This window comes from Agrobacterium sp. 22-223-1, assembly GCF_053522385.1.
Map to the genome: position 1 here is coordinate 257147 of NZ_JBNWCN010000001.1, position 24321 is coordinate 281467.

Annotated in this window: 23 protein-coding genes; 14 read left to right on the forward strand and 9 right to left on the reverse strand. The window is 59.1% G+C overall.

Annotated features, from left to right (window positions below; genetic code table 11):
• Nucleotides 1-26 precede the first annotated feature (26 nt).
• The 3 genes from ACQZ60_RS01285 (at nucleotide 27) to dnaA (ending at nucleotide 3592) form a co-directional block, all read left to right on the forward strand.
• The gene (locus tag ACQZ60_RS01285; protein WP_003520092.1) at nucleotides 27-800 is read left to right on the forward strand and encodes an enoyl-CoA hydratase; all 774 of its coding nucleotides are present in this window, start codon (nucleotides 27-29) and stop codon (nucleotides 798-800) included.
• Between the two features lie 195 nt (nucleotides 801-995).
• A complete protein-coding gene (gene rpsT, locus ACQZ60_RS01290; RefSeq protein ID WP_003493474.1) occupies nucleotides 996-1262 on the forward strand; it encodes a 30S ribosomal protein S20 in 267 nt (88 codons plus the stop codon).
• A gap of 869 nt (nucleotides 1263-2131) precedes the next feature.
• Nucleotides 2132-3592 (forward strand): chromosomal replication initiator protein DnaA, encoded by a 1461-nt coding sequence (dnaA, locus tag ACQZ60_RS01295; RefSeq protein WP_003520091.1) that lies wholly within the window; start codon nucleotides 2132-2134, stop codon nucleotides 3590-3592.
• Between the two features lie 69 nt (nucleotides 3593-3661).
• On the opposite strand, the gene hemW is transcribed toward dnaA, so the two are convergent.
• Genes hemW through rph form a run of 3 tightly spaced genes read right to left on the reverse strand, consistent with a single transcriptional unit; the run spans nucleotide 3662 to nucleotide 6245 of the window.
• Nucleotides 3662-4861: a radical SAM family heme chaperone HemW gene (gene hemW / locus ACQZ60_RS01300; RefSeq protein WP_059759503.1), complete on the reverse strand. Its 1200-nt coding sequence runs from the start codon at nucleotides 4859-4861 to the stop codon at nucleotides 3662-3664.
• A gap of 5 nt (nucleotides 4862-4866) precedes the next feature.
• Nucleotides 4867-5511: an RdgB/HAM1 family non-canonical purine NTP pyrophosphatase gene (gene rdgB, locus ACQZ60_RS01305; RefSeq protein ID WP_003520089.1), complete on the reverse strand. Its 645-nt coding sequence runs from the start codon at nucleotides 5509-5511 to the stop codon at nucleotides 4867-4869.
• A gap of 17 nt (nucleotides 5512-5528) precedes the next feature.
• On the reverse strand, nucleotides 5529-6245 hold the full coding sequence (gene rph, locus ACQZ60_RS01310) for a ribonuclease PH (protein WP_003503798.1): 717 nt from the start codon (nucleotides 6243-6245) through the stop codon (nucleotides 5529-5531).
• Nucleotides 6246-6380: 135 nt separating this feature from the next.
• Here rph and hrcA point away from each other — a divergent pair, with 135 nt between their 5' ends.
• Both hrcA and grpE read left to right on the forward strand, forming a co-directional pair.
• Nucleotides 6381-7472 (forward strand): heat-inducible transcriptional repressor HrcA, encoded by a 1092-nt coding sequence (gene hrcA, locus ACQZ60_RS01315; RefSeq protein WP_020811203.1) that lies wholly within the window; start codon nucleotides 6381-6383, stop codon nucleotides 7470-7472.
• 112 nt (nucleotides 7473-7584) lie between these two features.
• Nucleotides 7585-8220 (forward strand): nucleotide exchange factor GrpE, encoded by a 636-nt coding sequence (gene grpE / locus ACQZ60_RS01320; protein WP_059759318.1) that lies wholly within the window; start codon nucleotides 7585-7587, stop codon nucleotides 8218-8220.
• A gap of 81 nt (nucleotides 8221-8301) precedes the next feature.
• Here the strand turns inward: grpE and ptsN are convergent, their stop codons facing one another.
• The 6 genes from ptsN to lptC form a co-directional block, all read right to left on the reverse strand.
• On the reverse strand, nucleotides 8302-8763 hold the full coding sequence (ptsN, locus tag ACQZ60_RS01325) for a PTS IIA-like nitrogen regulatory protein PtsN (protein ID WP_003503792.1): 462 nt from the start codon (nucleotides 8761-8763) through the stop codon (nucleotides 8302-8304).
• A gap of 82 nt (nucleotides 8764-8845) precedes the next feature.
• Entirely contained in the window at nucleotides 8846-9418 is a 573-nt protein-coding gene (hpf, locus tag ACQZ60_RS01330; protein ID WP_003520085.1) for a ribosome hibernation-promoting factor, HPF/YfiA family, read from the reverse strand.
• 234 nt (nucleotides 9419-9652) lie between these two features.
• A complete protein-coding gene (rpoN, locus tag ACQZ60_RS01335; protein WP_448734636.1) occupies nucleotides 9653-11203 on the reverse strand; it encodes an RNA polymerase factor sigma-54 in 1551 nt (516 codons plus the stop codon).
• A gap of 267 nt (nucleotides 11204-11470) precedes the next feature.
• The gene (gene lptB / locus ACQZ60_RS01340; protein WP_020811788.1) at nucleotides 11471-12280 is read right to left on the reverse strand and encodes an LPS export ABC transporter ATP-binding protein; all 810 of its coding nucleotides are present in this window, start codon (nucleotides 12278-12280) and stop codon (nucleotides 11471-11473) included.
• Nucleotides 12281-12289: 9 nt separating this feature from the next.
• Entirely contained in the window at nucleotides 12290-12853 is a 564-nt protein-coding gene (locus tag ACQZ60_RS01345; protein ID WP_003503784.1) for an LptA/OstA family protein, read from the reverse strand.
• Between the two features lie 13 nt (nucleotides 12854-12866).
• Nucleotides 12867-13532 carry an LPS export ABC transporter periplasmic protein LptC gene (lptC, locus tag ACQZ60_RS01350; protein WP_003520082.1) on the reverse strand — a complete coding sequence of 222 codons (666 nt, stop codon included), beginning with the start codon at nucleotides 13530-13532 and terminating at the stop codon, nucleotides 12867-12869.
• A gap of 234 nt (nucleotides 13533-13766) precedes the next feature.
• Between lptC and sppA the strand changes: the two genes are divergently transcribed.
• The 9 genes from sppA (at nucleotide 13767) to mutS (ending at nucleotide 24257) form a co-directional block, all read left to right on the forward strand.
• Nucleotides 13767-14720: a signal peptide peptidase SppA gene (gene sppA / locus ACQZ60_RS01355; protein WP_035259534.1), complete on the forward strand. Its 954-nt coding sequence runs from the start codon at nucleotides 13767-13769 to the stop codon at nucleotides 14718-14720.
• Between the two features lie 2 nt (nucleotides 14721-14722).
• Nucleotides 14723-15049, forward strand: a complete 327-nt coding sequence (locus tag ACQZ60_RS01360; RefSeq protein ID WP_219256707.1) for an integration host factor subunit beta — start codon at nucleotides 14723-14725, stop codon at nucleotides 15047-15049.
• Between the two features lie 65 nt (nucleotides 15050-15114).
• Nucleotides 15115-15456: a LapA family protein gene (locus ACQZ60_RS01365; protein WP_448734637.1), complete on the forward strand. Its 342-nt coding sequence runs from the start codon at nucleotides 15115-15117 to the stop codon at nucleotides 15454-15456.
• Between the two features lie 202 nt (nucleotides 15457-15658).
• Nucleotides 15659-16792, forward strand: coding sequence for a class I SAM-dependent methyltransferase (locus ACQZ60_RS01370; RefSeq protein ID WP_448734638.1), 1134 nt, complete (start codon nucleotides 15659-15661; stop codon nucleotides 16790-16792).
• Nucleotides 16789-17649 carry a TrmH family RNA methyltransferase gene (locus tag ACQZ60_RS01375; RefSeq protein WP_448734639.1) on the forward strand — a complete coding sequence of 287 codons (861 nt, stop codon included), beginning with the start codon at nucleotides 16789-16791 and terminating at the stop codon, nucleotides 17647-17649. The genes ACQZ60_RS01370 and ACQZ60_RS01375 overlap by 4 nt, the downstream gene beginning before the upstream one ends.
• Nucleotides 17649-18137: a signal peptidase II gene (gene lspA, locus ACQZ60_RS01380; RefSeq protein WP_443405702.1), complete on the forward strand. Its 489-nt coding sequence runs from the start codon at nucleotides 17649-17651 to the stop codon at nucleotides 18135-18137. Before ACQZ60_RS01375 ends, lspA begins: the two co-directional genes overlap by 1 nt.
• 55 nt (nucleotides 18138-18192) lie before the next feature.
• Nucleotides 18193-20439, forward strand: coding sequence for an ATP-binding response regulator (locus ACQZ60_RS01385; protein WP_448734640.1), 2247 nt, complete (start codon nucleotides 18193-18195; stop codon nucleotides 20437-20439).
• A gap of 94 nt (nucleotides 20440-20533) precedes the next feature.
• Complete coding sequence (olsB, locus tag ACQZ60_RS01390) at nucleotides 20534-21415, forward strand: l-ornithine N(alpha)-acyltransferase (RefSeq protein WP_448735304.1); 882 nt, start codon at nucleotides 20534-20536, stop codon at nucleotides 21413-21415.
• Between the two features lie 190 nt (nucleotides 21416-21605).
• Complete coding sequence (mutS, locus tag ACQZ60_RS01395) at nucleotides 21606-24257, forward strand: DNA mismatch repair protein MutS (RefSeq protein ID WP_448735305.1); 2652 nt, start codon at nucleotides 21606-21608, stop codon at nucleotides 24255-24257.
• Nucleotides 24258-24321 lie beyond the last annotated feature (64 nt).

Genomic DNA, 24321 nt, shown 5'->3' on the forward strand with positions numbered 1-24321 from the left:
CCGGAGTGCCGGAAGGGGAGATTGCCGTGGACTATGAAACGATACTGGTCGAGAAACGCGATGAGGTGGGTGTCATCACCCTCAACCGCCCCAAGGCGCTCAACGCTCTCAATTCGGTGCTTCTGAAAGAGCTGCGGCACATTCTGTCTTCGTTTTCCGCCGATGATTCCATCGGTGCGATCATTATTACCGGTTCGGAAAAGGCATTTGCGGCAGGCGCCGATATCAAGGAAATGCAGGGGCTGGATTTCGTCGATGCCTATGTCGGCGATTTTCTCGGCGGCTGGGACGAGGTTGCGGCCACCCGCAAGCCGGTCATCGCCGCCGTATCCGGCTTTGCGCTCGGCGGCGGCTGCGAACTGGCGATGATGTGCGATTTCATCATCGCTTCGGACACGGCAAAATTCGGCCAGCCGGAAATCACCCTCGGCGTCATCCCTGGCATGGGCGGCTCGCAGCGGCTGACACGGGCGGTCGGCAAGGCGAAGGCCATGGATCTGGTTCTGACCGGGCGTATGATGGATGCGGCGGAGGCTGAGCGGGCCGGTCTCGTGTCGCGTGTCGTGCCGGCTGCAAATCTCATGGACGAGGCGGTGGAGGCGGCAACCCGCATCGCTTCCCTGTCGCGTGCTTCCGTTCTCATGGCCAAGGAAAGCGTCAATCGCTCCTTCGAGGTGCCGCTTGCGGAAGGACTGAGATATGAAAGACGATCCTTCCAGTCGCTCTTTGCGACAGTGGATCAGAAGGAGGGCATGGCCGCCTTCGTGGAAAAGCGCAAACCCGCTTTCCGGAATCGCTAAGGATTCGGAATATCGGCGCTTTTAAGCGTTTTGCGCGTTGACGGGCGTAAGCTTTAGCGGTATATGCCCGCCCACGGTTAAGGAAAGCCATCCGGCTTGTCCGAAATTACTCCCGCATTCTTGGGTTACGTGAGGTCTTCGAACGACCCGATCCTATGGTTGCGGAATTTGGTTTGAATTCGAAGAGAGGCATACATGGCCAATACAACTTCGGCGAAAAAGGCGACCCGCAAGATCGCTCGCCGTACCGCAGTCAACAAGGCTCGCCGTTCGCGCGTTCGCGGCTTCATCCGCAAGGTCGAAGAAGCCATCGCTTCCGGTGATCTCGCAGTCGCCACCGAAGCTCTGAAGGCAGCTCAGCCCGAGATCCAGCGCGCCGCCACCCGGGGCGTTCTGCACGGCAACACCGCATCCCGCAAGGTGTCGCGTCTCGCACAGCGCGTTAAGGCTCTTTCCGCCTAATCCGGCTAATCACAAATAATTATTCAAAAAGCCTGGTCTTTTGACCGGGCTTTTTGTGATTCTAACTGCCCGTTAACCATTGCTGCCGTAACGTGACAAACGCATGTCAGATGGACGACAGGAAATTTGTAATAAAAACAATAGCTTGTTGGAGGTCTCTGGAAAACTCGGGGGCTTTCTCTACGGAAGTCGCGGCTAGTTTTGAGTCAAGAAGATTTTTATTTTTTTGCCAAAATCAGCTCTCAAAAATTGCCAAAATTGAATCTCATTGATTCATAAGCGATTCTGCTTCGCACCTTGTCGGTGATGCAAAACGGCCTTTGCGAGTCAATGGCCGATCTGAGTTTTTGCAGAAAAAACGCCATTGATCTCTCCCCACGATCCTGCCTAAATGCATTTCAACAAGGGGTGCGGATCTCAGTCCACAGATTATCTCGATGATCGTATCGACGATATTCACCTTCTTGCTGGCGGGTCTTTCGGGGTCCGTTTTTTCAGGTCATGGAGCTTTTTGTGCCGTTTCGGTCTCCGGAACGGGCGGGAGTTTTTTGTCCTCAAGAATGCGCCTTAAGGTTGTAACGAAAGGAGCGTTTTAGCGTGTCGCAGGCCTCTCCATGAGGGGGAGGGAAATGGGATAACCGGCTCGCAAACGAGTAGTCGCCTTTGACGTTCTTTCGAGGGGAACGCTGGAGGCAAAAATATACGAGGGGGATCTCTGGCGATCGATCTTTGATCGTCAGGCTATGATTGGCAATTTGAAAGGCGGCAATATGCAATTGAATTTGGCGATGGGTGCGGTGGCTGATGGGGACCGCGCACCAAAGACGCGTGATGCAGCTTGCTCAGATGCGGCAGGGGACAAATCGGCAATGACGCACGATGCGCTGTTTGAACGTTTTAGCGCGCGGCTCAAGGCACAGGTTGGTCCGGAGGTCTATGCAAGCTGGTTTGCACGGCTCAAACTCCATTCCGTTTCGAAAAGCGTCGTCCGTTTTACCGTTCCGACGACCTTTCTGAAGTCCTGGATCAACAACCGTTATATGGATCTGATCACGAACCTCGTCCAGAGCGAGGATCCGGATGTGCTGAAGGTGGAGATTCTGGTCCGCTCGGCCAGCCGCCCGGTCCGTCCGGCTCAGACCGAGGAAAGGGCGCAGCCCGTTCCGGAGGTCGGCGCGGTTCAACGTAACAAGTCCTTCATTCCGTCGCAGCCCGCGACGCCTGCTGCACAGCCTGCGGCTTCGCAGGCGACCCTGCGTCAGGGCGGTTCCGGGCCGTTGTTCGGTTCGCCGCTCGACACACGTTTCACCTTCGATACCTTTGTCGAGGGCTCGTCCAACCGCGTCGCCCTTGCGGCGGCAAAGACGATCGCCGAAGCCGGTGCCGGCGCCGTGCGCTTCAACCCGCTGTTCATTCATGCGGGTGTCGGCCTCGGCAAGACGCATCTTCTGCAGGCAATCGCCAATGCCGCCATCGACAGCCCGCGCAATCCGCGCGTGGTCTATCTGACGGCCGAATATTTCATGTGGCGTTTCGCCACTGCGATCCGCGACAATGACGCGCTGACGCTGAAGGACACGCTGCGCAATATCGACCTGCTCGTCATCGACGACATGCAGTTCCTGCAGGGCAAGATGATCCAGCACGAATTCTGCCATCTGCTCAACATGCTGCTCGACAGCGCCAAGCAGGTCGTGGTCGCTGCTGACCGTGCGCCATGGGAGCTGGAATCGCTCGATCCGCGTGTCCGTTCGCGTCTTCAGGGCGGCATGGCCATCGAGATCGAAGGTCCCGACTATGACATGCGCTACGAAATGCTCAACCGCCGCCTCGGCTCGGCACGTCAGGACGATCCGTCCTTCGAGATTTCGGATGAAATCCTGACCCATGTGGCCAAGAGCGTGACGGCAAGCGGACGCGAACTGGAAGGCGCCTTCAACCAGCTGATGTTCCGTCGCTCCTTCGAGCCGAACCTCTCGGTTGATCGTGTCGATGAGCTGCTGTCGCATCTCGTCGGGACGGGTGAGGCCAAGCGTGTACGCATCGAGGATATTCAGCGCATCGTCGCCAAGCACTATAATGTGTCGCGACAGGAGCTGGTGTCCAACCGCCGTACCCGCGTTATCGTCAAGCCGCGCCAGATCGCCATGTATCTGGCAAAGATGCTGACGCCGCGTTCCTTCCCCGAGATCGGTCGCCGTTTCGGCGGTCGCGATCACACCACGGTTCTGCATGCCGTGCGCAAGATCGAGGAACTGATTTCCGGCGACACCAAGCTCGGCCATGAGGTCGAGCTGCTGAAACGCCTGATCAACGAAAACAACGCATAAAAAAAGCGGCCTTCGGGCCGCTTTTTTTGTCGTCTTGTTTATTGGGCTAAAGCTGGGTGGAGGCTAGCGTCAGCAGGCGAGATCGGCCACCACCGCATCCAGAATAAGCATGCCGGAAGGCGTGCAGCGCAGGCGGGAATTGCCGAGCCTCTCCACGAAACCGTGCTGGAGGAGGAATTCCTCCTTTTCCGGATCGAGATCGCGGCCGGAAAGATCGCTCCAGCGGGCGAGATCGATGCCTTCGCGCAGGCGAAGCCCCATCAGCAGCAATTCATCGGCCTGCTCATCAACGCCAAGCAGTTCCTGATCGACCATGCCGTGGCCTTCCCGCTCAACGGTTTCGAGCCAGTTTTCCGGGTGGCGCTCGGTGGCGGTTGCGAGCTTGGAAGCGCCTCTCGTCAGGCGTCCATGCGCGCCGGGGCCGATGCCGGCATAATCGCCATAACGCCAGTAGGTCAGGTTGTGACGGCTTTCAGCGCCGGGCCGGGCATGGTTGGAAACCTCATAGGCCGGCATGCCGTAACGCTCGGTGATTTCCTGCGTCGCCTCATAAAGCACGGCCGAATGTTCGCCATCCGGCACGATGAGCTTGCCGGCCTTGTGCAGCCCGTAAAAGGGTGTGCCTTCCTCGATGGTCAGCTGATAGAGCGAAAGATGGTCGACCGCGTAGGAGACAGCCTCTTTCAGCTCGGCGTCCCATTCGGCCACCGTCTGGTTCGGGCGGGCATAGATGAGATCGAAGGACATGCGCGGAAAAATCTCCCGCGCCAGCCGGATGGCTTTCAAGGCATCGGCAACATCATGCAGGCGGCCAAGGAACTTCAGGTCGCGGTCGTTCAGCGCCTGCACGCCGAGCGAGACACGGTTGACGCCCGCCGCGCGGTAACCGCGAAAACGCTCCGCCTCGACGCTGGAAGGATTGGCTTCCATGGTGATCTCGATACCATCCGGCACATGCCAGAAGCGCGAGACGCCATCGAGAAGTGCCGCGACCGTCTGCGGGTCCATTAGCGATGGCGTGCCGCCGCCCATGAAGATGCTGGTTACGACACGCGGGCCGCTCAGCGTCCGCATATGTTCCATTTCACGGAGAAAGGCCGCCGTAAACCGTTCCTGATCCACCGGCCGGTGGCGGACATGGCTGTTGAAATCGCAATAGGGACATTTGGCCGCACAGAAGGGCCAATGCAGATAAATCCCGAAACCGGGATCGCCCGTATCCGGCAGAAGCGACGCGCCGGGGGCAGAAAGTTGATGCTCCCCGACCATCGGGTTCATGCCTCCAGGCAGGTTTCTACGAATTTTTTAAACGCCCGGGCACGGTGCGAAAGCGCGAAGGCGTCGCCATGTTTCCAGCCGTGTTTTTCATCCGCGCTCATCTCGCCGAATGTGGTGTCGTATCCTTCCGGTTTGAAGACCGGATCGTAACCGAAACCGCTCGTTCCGCGTGGCGGCCACACCACCGTGCCTTCCACCTCGCCGCGGAAATATTCGAGATGCCCATCCGGCCAGGCTAGGCACAGCACGCTGACGAAGCGGCCGGTGCGGTCTTCCGGCTTCGATGCGCCACGCTCGGCCAGCGCATCCTCGACCTTTTGCATCGCCATGGCGAAGTCGCGCGTGCCGTCGGCCGTTTCCGCCCAATTGGCGGTATAGACACCTGGCGCACCATCCAGCGCATCGATGACCAGCCCGGAATCGTCGGACAAAGCCGGAAGGCCGGATGCCTTAGCGGAGGCAAGCGCCTTGATTGCGGCATTTTCCTCGAAGGTCGTACCCGTCTCATCCGGCTCTTCGAAATTCAGCTCCGCCGCCGACTTGGCGGAGAAGCCGAAAGGCCCGATCAGATCGGCGATTTCGGCGATCTTGCCCTTGTTGTGGCTGGCGACGACGATCGTTCTGGTATCGAGCTTGCGCATGGTGCTTTCCTGTCGGCTCAGGCGATCGCCTGTTTTTGAAGGGCGACCAGTTCGCTGCAACCGGCCTTGGCAAGACCGAGCAGCGTCAGGAATTCTTCCTCCGAGAAGGGCGCGCCTTCCGCTGTGCCCTGAACCTCGACGATGCCGCCGGAGCCGGTGATGACGAAATTTGCATCGGTCTCGGCGGAGGAATCCTCGAGATAATCGAGATCGATCACCGGCTGGTTGGCGAAGATGCCGCAGGAGATCGCGGCGATATGGTCCTTCAGAACCTTCTCAACCTTGATCATGTTACGGGTTTCCATCCATTTCAGGCAATCGTGCAGCGCAATCCATGCGCCCGTGATGGAGGCGGTGCGAGTGCCGCCATCGGCCTGGATCACGTCGCAGTCGATGCTGATCTGGCGCTCGCCGAGCGCCTGCAGATCGACGACGGCGCGCAGCGAACGGCCGATGAGGCGCTGGATTTCCTGCGTGCGACCGCCCTGCTTGCCGGAAGCGGCTTCGCGCTTCATGCGCTCATGGGTGGAGCGCGGCAGCATGCCATATTCGGCGGTGACCCAGCCCTTGCCGCTGTTGCGCAGCCACGGCGGCGTCTTTTCTTCAAGGCTTGCGGTGACGAGCACATGCGTGTCGCCGAATTTCACGAGACAGGAACCTTCGGCATGTTTCGAGAAATTGCGCTCGAAGGAAACCTTGCGCATCTGGTCGGTTTTTCTGCCTGAAGGCCGCATATGATCCACTCTCCATGTTGGTCCCTGCCTTCTAAGGCGAGGTCCGGGCTTTTGCAAAGCCAATTTCCATTTTGCCGCGGCGTTGCAACGCATTATATTGATGTGAGCTGGTTTGAACGACAAAGAACGGACGAAATGGGTTTTTCCGCACCGCTATCAAAAGATCAGGCATCGCTGCTGGATGAACGGTCTCGGGAAATTTTCCGGCGCATCGTCGAAGGCTATCTCGATACGGGCGAGCCGCTCGGATCGCGCAGCCTGTCGCGGCTGTTGCCGATGTCGCTTTCACCCGCCTCCGTTCGTAATGTCATGAGCGATCTCGAAGAGCTTGGCCTCATCTATTCGCCGCATATCAGCGCCGGTCGCCTGCCGACCCAGACGGGGCTGCGTTTCTTTGTTGACGCTTTTATGCAGGTGGGTGATCTGCCCGCCGAGGAAAGGGCGACTATCGACCGTCAGATCGGGCCGGTCGCCGGCCACGAACAGTCGCTGGAAGGCCTGTTGACGGAGGCGAGCCGCATGCTGTCCGGCATGTCGCGCGGCGCGGGCCTCGTATTGACGGCGAAGAACGACGTCATCCTCAAGCATGTCGAATTCATAAGGCTGGAGCCCACCAAGGCGCTCGCCGTGCTGGTGGGCGACCACAATCAGGTCGAAAACCGCATCATCGAATTGCCGGCCGGTATCTCCTCGTCGCAATTGACCGAAGCGGCGAATTTCATCAATGCCCATCTCTCCGGTCAGACGCTGCATGAGTTGCGCGGTCAGTTTCAGACGCAGCGGGCGGAGCTGCAATCGGAACTCGGCATATTGGCGCAGGACCTCGTGGAGCGTGGTCTGGCGGTATGGGCGGGAGATAACGAGGAAGGCAAGCTTGGCCGTCTCATCGTTCGCGGTCGCTCCAACCTGCTCGAAGGTCTCGCCGGTGAGGAAGATATCGATCGGGTGCGCCTGCTGTTCGACGACCTGGAGCGCAAGGAAAATCTCATCGAAATCCTCAATCTCGCCGAAAGCGGCTCGGGGGTCAGGATTTTCATCGGCTCGGAAAACAAGCTGTTTTCGCTGTCCGGTTCGTCGCTGATCGTCGCGCCCTATCGTGACGAGGATAATCGTGTCGTGGGTGCGGTCGGTGTCATTGGCCCGACCCGTCTGAATTACGCCCGTATCGTGCCGATGGTGGACTATACGGCGCAGATCATGGCCCGCCTTTCCCGCAAGCAGAGATAGGACAGACCGGCAAGGTCAGGGAATGCGGCAAGCTTTTCGCCGCAAGCCTTGATTTTTGCCCGTCAAAGCTCGATATCGGGCGCAACCAACATATTCAAATCTGGAGAACGTCATGACCGACGATACAAAAAAGCCCGGACCTGACGCGGACGTCGCCGAAGAGTTTGTCGAACCCGTGCTCGCCGGGGAAGAGCCGATTGACGCTGCCGAACCTGATCCGGTCGAGCTGCTCAAGGCTGAAAATGCCGACCTGCGTGACAAGTTCCTGCGCCTTGCGGCCGAAATGGACAATCTTCGCCGTCGCACGGAACGCGATGTCAAGGATGCGAAAGCCTATTCGCTCGCTGGTTTCGCGCGCGATATGCTCGCCGTTTCCGATAATCTTCGCCGCGCGCTTGAAGCCATTCCCGATGAACTCAAGACCAATGGCGAAGCCGGTCTCAATGGTTTGATCGAAGGCGTCGAGATGACGGAACGTTCGATGCTGTCGACGCTGGAACGCCACGGCGTGAAGAAGATCGATGCCGAGGGCCAGAAGTTCGACCCGAATTTCCATCAGGCCATGTTCGAAATTCCGAATCCGGCGGTTCCGAACAATACCGTGCTTCAGGTCGTTCAGGCCGGTTTCACCATTGGCGACCGCGTCCTGCGCCCGGCAATGGTCGGCGTTGCCAAGGGCGGCCCGAAGGCGGAAGTTGCCGCATCGGCCGAGCCGGGCACCTCGTCTCTCAATGAAAAAGACGCGTAAGGCATCTATCCTTACGTCATAAAAAACGCGCCTTCAGGGCGCGTTTTTTATTGCCGTTAAACAGAAGGAGTTAGCCTGCGATCAAGCCGCCGTCGCCTGCTCCTGATTGAGGAAAGCGTAGATTGCGGTGTCGGAATCGGTGGCGCGCAGCTTGGCGACCAGTTCAGGGTCGCGCAGGGCGCGTGCAATTCTGGACAACGCCTTCAGGTGATCCGCGCCGGCGCCCTCGGGCGCGAGCAGCAGGAAAACCAGATCGACCGGCTGGTCGTCCAGCGCTTCGAAATCGACCGGTGTTTCAAGACGTGCGAAGACGCCGGTGATCTGATGGATGCTGTTGAGCTTGCCATGCGGAATGGCGATGCCGTGGCCCACACCGGTGGAGCCGAGTTTCTCACGCTGGAGGATGACGTCGAAAACTTCCCGTTCCGAGACTCCGGTAATTCTGGCTGCCTTTGCGGCCAGCTCCTGAAGCAACTGCTTTTTGGAATTCACCTTGAGGGCGGGAATAATCGCATCTTGTTGCAGCAAATCTGCCAACGCCATTCTCTTTTTCCTTCATGCCATCGAGACGATGCAGGAGGCAGCTACGCTTTCGCGCTCTGCCTCCCACGTCTTGTCAGACTGTTCAGCTCTTGATCGTTTCCGCGTCGATCCAGCCAATATTGCCGTCATGACGCCGGTAAACGATGTTGAGATATTCCTTGCCCGGGCTGCGGAACAGCAGAACCGGTTCGTCCGTCATGTCGAGCGCCATCACGGCGCTGGCGACGGACATTGTCTTAATCTGTTTCGAACTCTCCGCTACGATGGTGGGTGCGTAATCTTCAGGAACCTCGTGGTCCTCATCGGGAATAGCATCCATCACCGTATAGGCGATTTCCTGCGACACGCCATTCGCACCATTGTGGTGGTCCTTAAGCTTGCGCTTGTAGCGGCGCAGGCGCTTCTCGATCCGCTCTGCGGCGGCATCGAAGCTGGCCTGCGGATCATTTGCCTGACCCGCCGCATGCAACACAACGCCCGTATCGAGATGCAGCTTGCAGTCCGCGGCAAAACGCGATCCGGACTTCTCCACGGTCACCTGGCCTGAATACCCCCCATCGAAGTATTTGGTAACCGCCAGACCTATATTGTCCTCGATCCGCTGGCGGAAAGATTCACCGATCTCCATATGTTTACCAGATACACGCACACTCATGGAAATTTTCCTTTTTGTAGTGATTTGCGAGTACCAGCTTACGTCAAGCCGCGCGCGCATCCAAGCGTTTCGAAGACCTTAAAAAGCCCTCATTCGAATTTTACGCCCATGGACGGTGGAGATGAATCCGTTACAAATGACCTTGCTTACGTGTGCGGCGGGCTTCTAGCCCTTGCCGTGGCAAGAGTCAATGGTGCGGCAAAAAACCGCCATAAACGTGATCGCGGCCGCCGCTCAGAAGGCGGACAGCTTGGCCAGCGCCTTCTTTTCCCGACGTCTCTGCACGGAGGAGGGGATGTTCATCGCCTCGCGATATTTGGCGACGGTGCGGCGGGCGATATCGATGCCGCTCTTTTTCAGATTGTCGACGATATCGTCGTCTGAAAGAACCGCCTCGGCGGCCTCCTGCGCGATCATGGCCTTGATGCGGTGGCGCACCGCTTCCGCCGAATGGCTGTCTCCGCCTTCCACGGCGCTGATGGACACGCTGAAGAAATATTTCAGTTCGAACAGACCGCGCGGCGTCAGCATATATTTTTTCGATGTCACCCGGCTGACGGTGGATTCGTGCATCTTGATGGCGTCGGCCACCGTCTTGAGGTTCAGCGGGCGCAGGTGATCCACGCCATTGACGAGAAAGGCGTCCTGCTGGCGCACGATTTCCGTCGCGACCTTCATGATCGTCCGGGCGCGCTGATCGAGGCTGCGGGTCAGCCAATGCGCCGTCTGCATGCACTCAGTCAGGAAATCCTGATCCTCGCCTGCGCGTGCCTTGTGTTTCGACACCTCGGCGAAATAACTCTGGTTGATGAGCACGCGCGGCAGCGTCTCGGGATTGATTTCCACCAGCCAGCCGCCGGTGGAGGAGGGGCGAACGATAATGTCGGGAACGATGGTCTCCGAAACCATCGAATCGTAACCCGCGCCGGGGCGGGGGTTGAGCGTGCGGATTTCCGCCAGCATGTCGAGGAGGTCTTCCTCATCGACGCCGCAGATTTTTTTAAGGGAGGCGAAGTCGCGTTTCGCCAGAAGTTCCAGATTGTCGATGAAAGCCCGCATGGCCGGGTCGAGCCGGTCCTTCTGGGCAAGCTGGATCGCCAGACATTCGCTTAAGGAACGGGAAAATACACCCGGTGGATCGAAGCCCTGAAGCGTCTTTAGAACGTGCTCGACCACTGACGGGGCCGCGCCCAGCCGTTCGGCGACGTCGTCGACGGCATCCGCCGCAATATAGCCGGTCTCGTCAAGCTGGCCGATCAGCGCATCGGCGATCATCCGGTCCTCGGCGGCGGATATGGCGAGCGGCAGTTGTTGATTGAGATGGTCGCTGAGGCTCTGTCTGGCCGCGACGAAATCATCGAGATCGTAACTTTCCCCCGACTCCTGGCCGGGCATGGATTTCCATTGGCCAGCCAGTTCAGGCGCATCGGCCTTTCTGGGCTCGGCATCGTCGGGAAAGACGTTTTCGAAGCTGGTATCCAGTTGCTCGCCGAGATTTGCGGCGCGGTCGCCATACCAGTCGTCGCTGTCGGGCGTCACCGTGGCGGATCTCTCCGAGCCTTCGCCGTCCGCGTCGCCGAAACTTTCCGTCTCTGCCGGGGCATCGCTGCTCAAATCGCCATCGTTTGCCGCAATTTCCAGCAGCGGATTGCGCTCCACCTCCTGCGCGATGAACTGCGTCAGCTCGAAATGCGTCATCTGAAGCAGCTGGATGGACTGCATCAGTTGCGGTGTCATCACGAGAGACTGGTTTTGACGCAGCAAAAGGCTGGCAGACAATGCCATGGTGGACGCGAAACTCCCCTTACAGCTTCTCCGTCGCCTGATTTTCCAGAAATTTTACTGAGACGACGGAACTTGGCCCAAAAATTGCTTTTTTATCTTGTTTGGTCAAGCGTCAGGGCGGGGCGCGATGAAGAATCTTTCGCGCGCCGATCATGATGATTTTAGGTCGAAACGACCTGAAATCTTAAATCATGATCTAGATCATATAATTAGAGCGGGATTTCAAGCGAAAACCGCACACACTTTTCGCTATCCCGCTCTAGGCGTTTAAAGGCTAAAATTATTGCCGAGATAGAGACGGCGTACATCCGGATTGTTGACGATATCGTCCGGACGTCCATGCGTCAGCACCTCGCCGGCATGGATGATGTATGCGCGGTCAATGAGACCGAGCGTTTCACGGACATTGTGGTCGGTCACGAGAACGCCGATCCCGCGCGCTGTCAGGTGTCTCACCAGATTCTGGATATCGCTGACCGAAATCGGATCGACGCCCGCGAAAGGTTCGTCGAGCAGCATGAAGGTCGGATCGGTCGCGAGTGCCCGCGCGATTTCCAGACGCCGCCGCTCGCCACCCGAAAGCGCCACGGCAGGCGACTTTCGCAGTTGCGCGATATGAAACTCTTCCAGCAACTCATCGAGCTTGCGGTTGCGCTTGGCAGCGTCCGGCTCATGCACTTCCAGCACGGCGCGGATGTTTTCCTCGACCGTCAATCCCCGGAAGATCGATGCTTCCTGCGGCAGATAACCGACGCCGAGACGGGCGCGTCGATACATCGGCATGGTGGTGACATCATTGCCGTTGATGGCGATCTTGCCGGTATCCACGGGCACCAGGCCCGTGATCATGTAAAAACAGGTGGTTTTGCCCGCACCGTTCGGGCCGAGCAGTCCCACGGCCTCGCCACGGCGCACGACCAGCGAAACCCCGTTGACGACACGGCGCGTATTATAGGTCTTCGTCAGGCCATGCGCGATCAGCGTGCCCTGATAGGGGGTCTTGTCCGCCGGCGAGGCCGCGTCCGCGGATCGGCTGCGCCCGCCGCTGAATATCTTTGAGATCGAGGGTATCTTCACGAGGAAAGACTACTGTTTTTTCTGCGATTTCGGATCGAGCATGATCCGGACAGGGCCGCCGCAGCTTTCCAGCTTGGCCTGTCCCGTATTCATCAGAACGGTGAGCTTGCAGCCGGTGAACACATTCGTGCCCTCCGAAAGCACGACCTGCTTGCCGGTCAGAATGAAGGTCTGCGCCGCCATGTCGAATTCGCCGTGATCGGCCGTCGCCTTCTGGGTCTCGGACGTCAGATAGACATTATTGTCGACGAAGATTTTTTCGATATTGGCATCGCCGCTGGTGAGCGAAGAACCCTCGCCCTTGTAATTCACGGTCATCTTGCCGGCCTGAAGGGTGGTCGTTCCCTGCACCACTTTCACATTGCCGGTGAAATAGGCCTTGCGCTCCTGATCGCGAATCTCGAGCTGATCGCTTTCAATCGCGATCGGCTGGTCGCCGGAGAGCTTGACGCCCTGCATGTTGCTGGTGGTGTTCTGGGCGAAAGCCACAGTTGCAAGACACGAAAAAACAAGACCTGCGGCTGCAAGGCCGGCGGATTTGCCAAGGGAAACGGGACGGGAAATTTGCATCATCTGGACCGGGCTCTCACTTGCCTTCATTCTTGATATTGGATGCAGCGATACGTGCCCGTACCTGCCCCGAAAATGTAATTGTCTTGCCATTATCGGCGATGTCAATCGATTGCGCAACAATCGAGCCGTCGTTTGTTTTGATCGAAACCGGCTCCTGGCTGCTCATTTTCCCGGCCTTCAGATCGACATCCGCAGACTGGAACTTCGCTTGTATGCCATTGCTGAGATTGATGTCAAAAGGGGCGGTCATCTTCAGCTTGTTGGTCGCCCGGTCGAAAATGCCTTCCTGGGCGATCACCTGCGCGACGCTGTCGTTTACCGGCACTGCCGCCAGAACCTTCTCAAGCGTCATGAGATTGGGGTTGGCGATGTCCTGCAACGCACGGTCGGCGTTCATGGAATAATCGATCCCCTTCTCGTTGCGGCCGGCAACAGCGGGTTTTTCCATCACGATCTTGCCGTCTTCAATTCGTGCGCTCTCAAGAGAGACCTCGTCGGGCGCCCAGGTTCGGATAACCGAAACGGCGATGAAGGCGAACGAAATGATTGCCGCGCCGAGCGGCAGAATGATTTTCAGCCGCTTCACGCGCGCAGAATGCCGCAGCGCGGTGTCATAGGCGCCGTTCTGGTCATTGGGCAGCGAAAATGCTGGCGCGGGTTCGCGGAGTCTTTCGAGCATAAGAGTGGGTCCGGAATGCTTCTAGGGCGCCATTCTGGCGCACAATCGAAGCTTGTGTCTCTATCTAAATGTCTTTGGCATGAGTGCTTTGTCCTGCCAATATGGTTTTTGTCTGGAGAGGTGCAAGGGAAATGCGAATTTTATCGTAATTCTGGTTTCCTTATTGTTTCCTTGCGGCTTCGCGTTAGAAGAACCATATGGCCTGAAGCGCAAAAGCGGATGACAGAGGTTTTTATGGACAATATGGCGATAGCGGATCGCAGGCGGTTGCGCCGCAAGCTGACTTTCTGGCGGATTGCCGCCGTTCTCCTGCTTGTCGCCGGTGCTTTCGGTCTCTACCGGTTTTTATGGGATGGACCGCAGCAAAGTGCGAAACCCCATATTGCCCGCGTCGAGGTCTCCGGCCTGATCACCGACAATACCGAACTTCTCGAGCGGCTCGACAAGATCGCCAAGAGCGAGAATGTCAAAGGGCTGATCGTGTCGATTTCCTCGCCAGGCGGCACCACCTATGGCGGTGAGCGCATCTTCAAGGCCATTCGAGGCGTGGCGGAAAAGAAGCCGGTTGTCTCGGATGTGCGCACGCTCGCCGCTTCCGCAGGTTATATGATCGCATCGGCAGGCGATGTCATCGTCGCTGGCGAGACCTCGATCACCGGCTCGATCGGCGTGATCTTCCAATACCCCCAGCTTGGCCAGTTGATGGAAAAGCTCGGCGTTTCGTTGCAGGAAATCAAGTCGTCGCCGATGAAGGCGGAGCCTTCGCCTTTCCATGAGGCGCCGGAGGAAGCGAAGACGATGATCCGTGCCATGGTGATGGACAGCTATGGCTGGTTCGTCGATCTTGTGGCCGATCGCCGCAAGTTGCCGCGCGAGGACGTGCTGAAACTGGCGGATGGATCGATTTTCACCGGCAGGCAGGCGCTCGCCAACAAGCTGGTCGATACTCTGGGCGGCGAAAAGGAAATTCGCAGCTATTTCGAAACGCGCGGTGTTGCCAAGGATTTGCCGATCGTCGAATGGCGCGCGCCGTCGTCCCGTTCGCCTTTTGCGGTTTTCAGTGTTGCGCAAATAGCGAAGTTTCTGGGATATGACGATTTAATTCCCTTCGCAGGCCCCGGCCAGCTCGGTACGGACAAGTTGTTTCTTGACGGTCTTGTTTCCGTTTGGCAGGTTGAGCCGCGTTAAAAATCCAATTCTTTCAGGGGGCAACCGTGATCAAGTCTGAACTGGTGCAGATCGTTGCTGCGCGTAACCCGCACCTTTATCACCGTGACGTGGAAAACATCGTCAATGCGGTGCTGGATGAAATCACCGACGCCCTGGCGGCAGGAAATCGTGTCGAGCTTCGTGGTTTCGGCGCATTTTCGGTGAAAAACCGTCCATCGCGTTCCGGTCGGAACCCGCGCACGGGTGAGTCGGTTTTTGTCGAGGAAAAATGGGTGCCTTTCTTCAAGACGGGCAAGGAACTGCGCGAGCGCCTGAACCCCGGCATGGGTGACGAAGAGGACGATTGATCGTCCTCACTGCCCGCGCCGGAAACGGAGCCGGCGAAATGCCGGCCGCGATGGAGTATTGTCGGATGTCGAAAAAAATCATCAACCTCATCATCCTGCTTCCGCTGGCGATCATCCTCGTCATCCTGTGCGTGGCCAATCGTCAATCCGTGACGCTGGCGCTCAATCCGTTCCGACCGGAAGATGGCGTTTTGTCCTTCACCGCGCCGTTTTTCGTATTCCTGTTTCTGGCGGTCATTTTCGGTGTGCTGCTGGGATCGGCGGCCACATGGTTCGCCCAGGGCAAACATCGCAAACGCGCCCGTATCGAGGCGAAGGAAGCCGTTCGCTGGCATGATGAGGCGAACCGGCAGAAAGCCGCTGCGACAAGCCATCTTCCAAATGCCGGACAACTCCCGGCAAAGTGATGTAGCCGACATTCGTTCCGGCTCCCGGTCGTGATGACTTTAGGCCGGAATGGCCTAAAGTCATCACGACCTAAATCAAAGAACTAGGGCGGGATTTCAGGCGAAAACCGCTTACACTTTTCGCCATCCCGCCCTAGGCGAGCGGCGCATGGAATGCTATTTGCTGCGCCATAAGACGCGGGCAGAAGCGGAAAGATTTCCATTGAAGAAAAAAGACAGTCGGCCGGGCAATCGTGCACGTGCCGGGAGCGAGAAAAAACAGGTTCATGCCGCAAAGCCGGCACGACGGGCGGACGTGGCACCGAAAAAGCGCGAGCCGGACGCTGTCCGCAGCGCGCCAAAACCTGCGCCGAGGGAAAAGGTTACTCCGGCGACAGCCGTTGAGCAGGTGCCTGCGCGACCGCTCAAGCCCCGCACCGGCGACCGTCCCGCTGAACAGGTTCCGGTTATTCTGGAATCGAGTGGCGCGGGCGATTTTCACCTGATCGACAGCGGCAACGGCCTGAAACTTGAACAATACGGCGAATACCGCGTCGTCCGTCCCGAGGCGCAGGCGCTGTGGCAACCGTCGGTTCCCGACCGTGTATGGCAAAATGCCGACGCCATTTTCACCGGTGATACAGATGAGGACGGCATGGGCCGCTGGCGTTTTCCAAAGGCGGCGCTTGGCGAAACCTGGCCACTATCCCTGCTCGGGGTCGATTTTCTTGGCCGTTTCACCGCTTTCCGTCACGTTGGTGTCTTTCCGGAACAGATCGTCCATTGGGAATGGCTGAAAAACGCCGTCGAGACCGCCGACCGGCCGCTGAAAGTGCTGAACCTGTTCGGTTATACCGGCGTTGCTTCGCTGGTCGCGGCGGCCGCAGGCGCTGAAGTCACCCATGTCGATGCCTCCAAGAAGGCGATTGGCTGGGCCAAGGAAAATCAGGCGCTCGCCGGGCTCGAGCAGACGCCGATCCGCTGGATCTGCGAAGACGCGATGAAGTTCATCCAGCGTGAGGAGCGTCGCGGCAATAGCTACGACATCATCCTCACCGACCCGCCGAAATTCGGCCGCGGCACCCATGGCGAGGTCTGGCAATTATTCGACCATCTGCCGCTGATGCTGGATATCTGCCGGGAAATCCTGTCGCCCAAGGCGCTCGGCCTGGTGCTGACGGCCTATTCCATCAGGGCCAGCTTCTATTCGATGCATGAGCTGATGCGTGAAACCATGCGCGGCGCCGGTGGCGTTGTCGCATCCGGCGAACTCGTCATTCGTGAAGCCGGGCTTGACGGCAAGACGCCGGGCCGTGTGCTTTCCACATCGCTATTCAGCCGCTGGGAGCCGAAATGATGAAAGATATGCGCGAAAACACCACGCGCCGGGTTGGCCAGGTCAAGGAAGTGACCAGTCTTGCCAATCCCATCATCAAGGATATCAAGGCGCTCACCCAGAAAAAGGGCAGGGAAGAGACCGGCACCTTCATGGCGGAAGGCCTGAAGCTGGTCATCGACGCGCTCCAACTGGGCTGGACGATCAAGACGCTGGTTTATGCCAAGGCCGCCAAGGGCAAGCCGCTGGTGGAGCAGGCGGCGGTGAAGACGGTCGCATCGGGCGGTCTGGTGCTCGAAGTCAGCGAAAAGGTTATCGCCTCGATCACCCGCCGCGACAATCCGCAGATGGTCGTCGGCATTTTCGAACAGAAATGGAAGCCGCTGAAGGATATCCGGCCAGAAAAGGGCGAGACCTATATCGCGCTCGACCGGGTTCGTGATCCCGGCAATCTCGGCACCATCATCCGGACAGCGGATGCGGCGGGTGCTTCGGGCGTCATTCTCGTCGGGGACTGCACCGATCCGTTTTCGCTGGAAACGGTGCGCGCCACCATGGGGTCGGTTTTCGCCACGCCCGTCGCCCGCGCTTCGGTCGAGGAATTCCTGTCCTGGAAAAAATCGGCGCAGGTCAGCGTCGTCGCCACCCATCTGGCCGGCTCAGTGGATTATCGAAAGATCGACTATGCCGGAAAGCCGGTCGTGCTCCTGATGGGCAATGAACAATCCGGCCTGCCGCCGGAACTCGCCGGCAAGGCCGACCAGCTGGCGCGCATTCCCCAGCAGGGCCGCGCCGACAGCCTCAATCTCGCCATCGCAACTGCCGTCATGCTGTTTGAAGCACGGCGACATCTCCTCGAACTCGCACCGGTGACGTAATGGCCAAAGCGGCATTGTTCTCGAAATTCGGCCCGGCATTCGCGCTGATCGTCGCCGCACTGGTGCTGGACCAGATCGTCAAGCAGCTGGTCGAAGCCTATCTGCCGCTGCAGGAGATGGTGCCGGTCATTCCGTTCCTGGCGCTTTACCGCACCTATAATCTCGGCGTGGCCTTTTCGATGCTGGAGGACATGCATGGCTGGTTCATCGTCAGCATGCGGCTCGTCATCGTGGTCTTCGTCTTGTGGCTGTGGCGCAAGACGGCGGCGGACCGCACCTTTGCCCATCTCGGCTTTGCCTTCATCATCGCGGGTGCAGCCGGCAATCTGCTCGACCGTTTTTTTTATGGACATGTCATCGACTATATCCTGTTTCATACGCAGACATGGTCTTTCGCGGTCTTCAATCTGGCTGACAGTTTCATAACCATCGGCGCAGCCTGCGTCATTCTCGACGAGTTTTTGCACGCCCGGACGGCAAAAAAGTAAAATTTTAGGGTTTCAGCCAAACATATCAAAACCGCTGCCGTGGTAGCGGTTGCCTATGAGCGAACTGGCAAGACTTCGGCAAAAAGTTTCAGATGAGCTGGGCCTGGCCGCGACGGCGGCGCAGCCGGCGGATCGTGTCGAGGCAACAACGCGCCATGCGGATGAAGAACATGCGACCGATACCAGGTCGATTGCGCTCTATGTCGCCGCGTCGTTATCGGTCGGAGCTTTTTCCGCAGCCCTGATCGCGCTTGCTGTGCCTTATGCGGTTACGGTTGCGCTGGCGACCTTCTTTGGCGCCGTGCTCGTCGGTGTCCTGCTCTATGCGCTCTTTGATGAATCTTTCCATCAGCCCGCCGTGCGGGCTGCGGATTCCGATCTTCGGCTGCGGCAAACGCAAAACCGCTCGCTGATTGCCGAGATGCAGGAATTCATGGGCGATATCGTCGTGATCCGCGACATGAACCGGCGCATTGTGGAAGCGAACCGGGTCTTTCGCGAAATGACCGGCTGTGCGGCGCCCGAGGGGCTGAGCTGCGAGGAAATCGGCATCGCTTTCCGTCCGGGCGACAAGGTCCATGCTTATGATGTGGAGATCGCGACCCCGTTCGGTCAGCGCATCTTTTCCTGGCATGATGTCGTGACCCGCGATCTGGCAAGCAGCCGTCTTCTCATCAGCAGCATCGCCAGAGACGTGACCGAAGAGCGGCTTGCGCTCGGCGAGCGCGAGGACGCCCGGCTGCGCGCCGAAAAGGCCGATGCTGAAAAGGCGAGGCTGCTTGCAACCGTAAGCCATGAAATCCGCCTGCCGCTTTCCGGCATGCTGGGCATGAACCATCTTCTGTCGCAGACGAGGCTCAACGAGGAGCAGCGAAATTATCTCGATGGCATGCGGCAATCCGGCCAGTCGCTGGTGCAGCTTGTCGAGGATCTGCTGGATTATTCGACCATGGAGGCCGGCCGCTTCAGGCTCAACCCGCGCGCGGAAAACCTGCGCCGGCTGATCGAGAGCATCGTCGAGATGCTGGCCCATCGCGCCCATGAAAAAGGCATAGAAATTACCTCCTTCGTTGCGCCGAATGTGCCCGATCATCTCGATTTCGACCCGGCGAGGCTACGTCAGGTCCTCTTCAATCTCCTCGGCAATGCCGTCAAATTCACGCAGGAAGGCGGCGTCGTCATCCGGGCGCGCATGGCCGACGACGAATTGCACATTGCCGTCGAGGATACCGGCCCGGGCATGAGCCGGGCGGAACAGGCCCGTATTTTCGGGGAATTTGAGCAGGCGGGCCCGTTGTCGCAGCGAAGTGCCGGCACCGGCCTTGGACTTGCGATTTCCGCCCGTATCGTGCGGGAATTCGGCGGCCGCCTCACGGTTTCGAGTCGCAAGGGCAAGGGCAGCACTTTCAAACTGGCGTTTCGCCCGGCGGGCGCCCCTGCCGAAATGGCGGATCCGGCAAGGCGTCATTGCCTGCGGCATACAAATGTCCTGCTCATCGCACCAAAGGGCGTGGCGGCGGCGGTGACGATGGAGGCGATCGAGGCTTTCGGTGGTCAATGCACTCTCATCCATCAGCCTGAGGATCTGGAAAAGCTGAGGAAGAGTTCTGCCGCACGGGCGGCCGACCTTACCGATATCATCGTCGACCGGCGCATTTCGCCGCTGTTCAGGGACGTCCTGAAGGATTGGCCGCAACAGAATGTCCGCCGCACGCTGCTGGTCAGCCCCGAAGAGCGGCCGTCGACCATGCATGTGGCCTTCGACGCCTGGTTGATCCGGCCATTACGGGAAAAATCCCTGATCGACGTCTTGTGCGGCCGTCTGCGCGGCATTGAGAGGCGCGACGCCATCAACGACAACCACCCGGATGTGGGATTTTCCTCGCGGGTGGCGGAAGGGGCGAGCGGTATCGAGATACTCGTGGCCGAAGACGATGCCGTCAATCAGCGCATCATCCGCGCCGTTCTGGAAAAAAGCGGCTATATCGTCCGCGCTGTCGAGGATTTTGAGGCGTTGCGGCAATCTGTGGAGCCGGGCGCATCCCGCTTGCCTGACCTCATCGTCTCCGATCTCAACATGCCGGGCGGCGAGGGGCTCGATGTGCTTCCCGACCTTCTCCATACGCTGAAGGGCGAAAGAAATATTCCCGTCATCGTGCTCAGCGCAGATGCGAGTGACGCGACCGCCGAAATCCTGCTTGGGGCCGGTGTCGGTGCGGTTTTGAGCAAGCCTGCCGACCCGCGACGGCTGGTTGAGGAAATTCGCCGTCTGCTGGAGGCGAAACGCCTGTCGCTATCATAACTTGACAGACTCGCGCTGGCGGCATTTTGTCACTATTCTGTCGTCAATTAGTGATTTATGACAGGAAAATTCTTTGGTGGCGGAGCGATTCCCCATGGTTGCCGAAATCCTCAATCACGACATTTGTGAAAGCAATGTTGTCATTAATCCTCGTCCCGAGGCAGCTCAGGACAATGAGGGTCTTTTCGGCCGTATCGGCACGCTGGAAACACGGCTCGCCAGAAATGAACGCGAGATCGATGCCGCGCAATCCGTGCGTTACCGGGTTTTCGTCGAGGAAATGAAGGCGCGGCTTCCCGCGGAAGCCATGCGCCGCAAGCGCGACATCGATGCCTGGGACAGCGTTTGCGACCATCTGCTCGTGCTCGACAAGGCGATCGAAGGCGACAGCGAAGACCAGATCGTCGGCACCTATCGCCTGCTGCGGCAGGAAATCGCGCTTGCCAATAACGGTTTTTATTCCGCCAGCGAATTCGATATTGCCGGTCTCGTTGCGCGCCATCCGGGCAAGCGCTTCATGGAGCTTGGCCGTTCCTGCGTGCTGCCGGAATATCGCACAAAACGCACCGTCGAGCTTCTGTGGCAGGGCAACTGGGCCTATGCCGTGAAACACCGCATGGATGCCATGATCGGCTGTGCCTCCTTCCCCGGCGTGCAGCCGGAAGCCCACGCGCTTGCCCTGTCTTTCCTGCACCATAATTGCGTGGCCAAGGGCGAGTGGGAAGCTTCCGCTCTTCCCGAGCTTTACCATGAGATGGACCTCGTGCCCGCCGAAGCGCTCAACGCCCGCAAGGCGCTGAACGCCATGCCGCCGCTGATCAAGGGCTATATGCGCCTCGGCGCCATGTTTGGCTCCGGCGCGGTCGTGGACCATGCCTTCAATACCACAGACGTCCTCGTAGTCCTGCCGGTTTCGTCCATCGCCGGCCGTTACATCAGCTATTATGGCGGCGAGGCCGAGCGCATCAACGGCTGACCGGGTTTTGGCGCAGCCGGGCGGGATGTTCCTGTGGGCAGCGTCCCCGCGCGTGTTGTCTTAAGGTGGAGATTGCCGCTAGTGTCGGCGCTCCTTTTCCGCAACACGATATGACATCGGCAGGCCATTGACGGACGTTCTGACAACCGCTTCCCTGATCTCGGAAGAGAGCCGCGCGACGGCCACGCCGATGATGGAGCAATATATCGAGATCAAGGCGAACAATCCGGGTTCGCTGCTGTTCTACCGCATGGGCGATTTTTACGAATTGTTCTTCGACGATGCGGTTGAGGCTTCCCGCGCTCTCGGCATCACGCTGACGAAACGCGGCCAGCATATGGGTCATGATATCCCCATGTGCGGCGTCCCCGTCCATGCGGCGGATGATTATCTCCAGAAACTCATCCTGCGCGGTTATCGCGTTGCCGTCTGCGAACAGGTGGAAGATCCGGCGGAAGCCAAGAAGCGCGGATCGAAATCCGTGGTCAAGCGTGATGTGGTGCGGCTTGTCACGCCCGGTACGCTGACCGAAGAAAAACTGCTGTCGCCGACGGAATCCAACTATCTGATGGCGCTCGCCCGCATTCGCGGCAGTGCCGAGGCGCAATTTGCGCTCGCCTGGATCGATATTTCCACCGGCGTCTTCCGTCTGGCGGAAACCACGCTGACTCGGCTTCTGGCCGATATCTGGCGCATCGATCCGCGCGAGCTGATCGTCGCCGACAGCCTCTTCCATGACGAGGAACTGCGGCCGGTCTTCGATGTGCTTGGTCGCGTGGCGGTGCCGCAGCCGGCGATCCTCTTCGACAGCGCCACGGCGGAAGGGCGCATCGCGCGTTATTTCAGCGTCTCGACGCTGGACGGCTTCGGCACCTTTTCGCGGGTGGAAATGGCGGCCGCCGCCGCTGCCGTCGCCTATGTCGAAAAGACCCAGATCGCCGAGCGCCCGCCGCTTGGCGCGCCGGAGCGCGAAAGCGCCGCTTCGACCCTTTTCATCGACCCCGCTACCCGCGCCAATCTGGAGCTGGTGAAGACGCTGTCGGGCGAAAGGGATGGATCGCTGCTGCATGCCCTGAACCGCACGGTAACAGGCGGTGGCGCGCGGCTTCTCGCCGAGCGGCTGATGTCGCCCTTGACCGACCCGGAAAGGATCAATGCCCGCCTCGATGCCGTCGCTTATCTCATCGATGACGTTTCGCTGTGCGACGGCCTGCGCGATGCGCTGAAACATGTCGCCGATATGCCGCGTGCGCTTTCGCGTCTGGCGTTGGAGCGCGGTGGGCCACGCGATCTCGGCGCCATCCGGCTGGGGCTGGTTTCCGCCGAAAAAATAGCGGCCATTCTCGATGACGGGTTGTTACCGGATGAGCTGGCAACGGCTCTGAAGGATTTGAAAGCCTTGCCCGGTGGGCTGGAAGCCATGCTCGGCTCGATGCTGGCCGACGATCTGCCGCTTTTGAAGCGTGATGGCGGTTTCCTGCGTGAAGGCGCCAATCCCGAACTCGATGAGGTGCGGGCGCTTCGCGACCAGTCGCGCCGGGTGATTGCGGGTCTGCAACTCAAATATGCCGATGAGACAAGCATCAAGTCGCTTAAGATCAAGCACAACAATGTGCTGGGCTATTTCATCGAGGTGACGGCTGGCAATGCCGATGTGATGATGGCGACGGACGAGGCCAAGGCGCGTTTCATCCACCGCCAGACCATGGCAGGCGCCATGCGCTTCACCACCACCGAGCTTGCCGATCTTGAAAGCCGCATCGCCAATGCCGCTGCGCAGGCTTTGACCATGGAACTGGAAGCCTTTGAGCGCATGGTCAAGGCTGTGGTGCAGCAGGCGGAAGCGATCAAGGCCGGTGCACTGGCGCTTGCTGTGATCGATGTCGCCTCGAGCCTTGCCTATCTCGCTACCGAACAGGCCTATTGCCGGCCGATCGTCGATGCTTCCATGACCTTTGCGATCAAGGGCGGGCGGCATCCGGTGGTGGAGCAGGCGTTGCGGCGGCAGTCTGCCGGACCATTCATCGCCAACAACTGCGATCTGTCGGCCGTCAATGGCGGCAAGAACGGTGCGATCTGGTTGCTGACCGGCCCGAATATGGGCGGTAAATCGACCTTCCTGCGCCAGAATGCGCTGATCGCCATTCTCGCGCAGATCGGCTCCTTCGTTCCGGCGGAGGCCGCCCATATCGGCGTCGTCGACCGGCTGTTTTCCCGCGTTGGTGCCTCCGACGATCTGGCGCGGGGCCGCTCGACCTTCATGGTGGAGATGGTGGAAACCGCCGCCATTCTCAATCAGGCGACGGATCGCTCGCTGGTCATTCTGGACGAGATCGGCCGGGGCACGGCGACTTTTGACGGTCTTTCCATCGCTTGGGCGGCGGTAGAGCATCTGCACGAGGTCAATCGCTGCCGTGGTCTCTTCGCCACCCATTTCCACGAATTGACCGTGCTGTCGGAGAAACTCGGCCGCCTTTCCAATGCCACGATGCGGGTGAAGGAGTGGGAAGGTGACGTCATCTTCCTGCACGAGGTCGGACCGGGTGCTGCGGATCGTTCCTATGGCATTCAGGTGGCCCGGCTTGCGGGCTTGCCCGCATCGGTGGTGGAGCGCGCCCGCGAGGTACTGACGAAGCTTGAAGATGCCGACCGCAAGAACCCGGCGAGCCAGCTCATCGACGATCTGCCGCTGTTCCAGATCGCGGTTCGCCGCGAGGAAACCCGCAAGGTCGGACCATCGAAGCTGGAGGAAGCTCTGAAAGGCTTCAACCCCGACGAAATGACGCCGCGTGAGGCATTGGACGCGCTCTATGCGTTGAAGAAAGAACTTGGCAAGGCTTGAAGGGATAGATTGCCTGTCCATCGCCTTTAAAACTCGCTATAGGACACTCCCATCGCAAGTGGTG

Excerpts from the sequence above, each read along its gene's own strand:
- ACQZ60_RS01385 (WP_448734640.1), top strand. The coding sequence starts at position 18,193 with ATGAGCGAACTGGCAAGACTTCGGCAAAAAGTTTCAGATGAGCTGGGC.
- ACQZ60_RS01365 (WP_448734637.1), top strand. The coding sequence starts at position 15,115 with ATGTCGAAAAAAATCATCAACCTCATCATCCTGCTTCCGCTGGCGATC.
- ptsN (WP_003503792.1), bottom strand. The coding sequence starts at position 8,763 with ATGGCGTTGGCAGATTTGCTGCAACAAGATGCGATTATTCCCGCCCTC.
- ACQZ60_RS01375 (WP_448734639.1), top strand. The coding sequence starts at position 16,789 with ATGATGAAAGATATGCGCGAAAACACCACGCGCCGGGTTGGCCAGGTC.
- rph (WP_003503798.1), bottom strand. The coding sequence starts at position 6,245 with ATGCGGCCTTCAGGCAGAAAAACCGACCAGATGCGCAAGGTTTCCTTC.
- grpE (WP_059759318.1), top strand. The coding sequence starts at position 7,585 with ATGACCGACGATACAAAAAAGCCCGGACCTGACGCGGACGTCGCCGAA.
- sppA (WP_035259534.1), top strand. The coding sequence starts at position 13,767 with ATGGACAATATGGCGATAGCGGATCGCAGGCGGTTGCGCCGCAAGCTG.
- ACQZ60_RS01345 (WP_003503784.1), bottom strand. The coding sequence starts at position 12,853 with ATGATGCAAATTTCCCGTCCCGTTTCCCTTGGCAAATCCGCCGGCCTT.
- rpoN (WP_448734636.1), bottom strand. The coding sequence starts at position 11,203 with ATGGCATTGTCTGCCAGCCTTTTGCTGCGTCAAAACCAGTCTCTCGTG.
- rdgB (WP_003520089.1), bottom strand. The coding sequence starts at position 5,511 with ATGCGCAAGCTCGATACCAGAACGATCGTCGTCGCCAGCCACAACAAG.
- lspA (WP_443405702.1), top strand. The coding sequence starts at position 17,649 with ATGGCCAAAGCGGCATTGTTCTCGAAATTCGGCCCGGCATTCGCGCTG.
- lptC (WP_003520082.1), bottom strand. The coding sequence starts at position 13,532 with ATGCTCGAAAGACTCCGCGAACCCGCGCCAGCATTTTCGCTGCCCAAT.
- hrcA (WP_020811203.1), top strand. The coding sequence starts at position 6,381 with ATGGGTTTTTCCGCACCGCTATCAAAAGATCAGGCATCGCTGCTGGAT.
- dnaA (WP_003520091.1), top strand. The coding sequence starts at position 2,132 with ATGACGCACGATGCGCTGTTTGAACGTTTTAGCGCGCGGCTCAAGGCA.
- mutS (WP_448735305.1), top strand. The coding sequence starts at position 21,606 with ATGATGGAGCAATATATCGAGATCAAGGCGAACAATCCGGGTTCGCTG.
- hpf (WP_003520085.1), bottom strand. The coding sequence starts at position 9,418 with ATGAGTGTGCGTGTATCTGGTAAACATATGGAGATCGGTGAATCTTTC.
- rpsT (WP_003493474.1), top strand. The coding sequence starts at position 996 with ATGGCCAATACAACTTCGGCGAAAAAGGCGACCCGCAAGATCGCTCGC.
- hemW (WP_059759503.1), bottom strand. The coding sequence starts at position 4,861 with ATGGTCGGGGAGCATCAACTTTCTGCCCCCGGCGCGTCGCTTCTGCCG.
- olsB (WP_448735304.1), top strand. The coding sequence starts at position 20,534 with ATGGTTGCCGAAATCCTCAATCACGACATTTGTGAAAGCAATGTTGTC.